The sequence below is a fragment of the Natrinema sp. H-ect4 genome (assembly GCF_041894845.1).
GTDB lineage: Archaea > Halobacteriota > Halobacteria > Halobacteriales > Natrialbaceae > Natrinema.
Window position 1 is genome coordinate 1 of sequence record NZ_JBHDYC010000050.1, and the last position, 938, is coordinate 938.

Sequence of the window (938 nt, forward strand, 5' to 3'; positions counted from 1 at the left end):
GGCTCTGGTGAATCGCTGGATAGCGTCGGTTTCGACCGTCAGAACTAGGGAGATGAAGCGGGAAATCGCCGATGCTCTATGTCGAAAATTTCCCGCTTCACGAAGAAGGCAGTACGGTTAGCTAAAAATGCTGTTGGTGGCCGAGGCGAAGTCGCCGCCCCCGAAGGGGGTGGCGGCTTCGCCGACTACGCCGTCGTATCGCTCCATTGTCTCCGAGTTTACTTGGAGAAGTCCTACCGAGAGGCGTTAGATCTGCTGAGCGAGATGCCACATATTCTCGGGGAGATCGGCCTCGAACCGGCCGATCTCCCGCACCACTCCACGCTAGTCAAGTGGTTTGACAGAATCAAGACAGCACTCTGGCGAGTGCTGCTGCGCCTCTCGGCGCAGCTGCACGACACGAGCGGTCACGCCGCCATCGATGCGACGTTCTTCGACCGCGAAAACGCTAGCAAACACTACTGTCGGCGGACGAATTACCGGGTTCAGACGCTCAAAGCGACAGCTCTCGTCGACACAGAAAGCCAAGCGATTCTGGACGTTCACTGCACAACCGAGAAACGCCACGACACGCAACTCGGCTGGCAGGTCGCCCGCCGCAACGCGGGCGACCTCGCCAGCCTCGCTGCCGACAAAGGCTACGATTGGATGGAGTTACGCGAGAAACTCCGCGAAGAGGGCGTAAGACCGCTGATCAAACATCGTGAGTTCCGGCCCATCGATCACGCACATAACGCGCGGATCGATGGGCCTCGATACCGCCAGAGAGCGATGTGTGAGACCGTCTTCTCGACGATCAAGCGCACGCTCGGCGACGCCGTGCGTGCGCGAACTTGGTACGGTGAATTTCGTGAACTCGTCTTGATGTGTGCGGTTCACAACATCAAGCAATCGCTAAAACAGTGAAATCACGCTACGTCTGGTGATTCACCACGGCC

Annotated in this window: 1 protein-coding gene; it reads left to right on the plus strand. The window is 58.3% G+C overall.

Annotated features, from left to right (window positions below):
• Positions 1-78 precede the first annotated feature (78 nt).
• Positions 79-906: an IS5 family transposase gene (locus ACEWFR_RS23745; RefSeq protein ID WP_374063344.1), complete on the plus strand. Its 828-nt coding sequence runs from the start codon at positions 79-81 to the stop codon at positions 904-906.
• Positions 907-938: the final 32 nt, after the last annotated feature.

Excerpts from the sequence above, each read along its gene's own strand:
- ACEWFR_RS23745 (WP_374063344.1), top strand. The coding sequence starts at position 79 with ATGTCGAAAATTTCCCGCTTCACGAAGAAGGCAGTACGGTTAGCTAAA.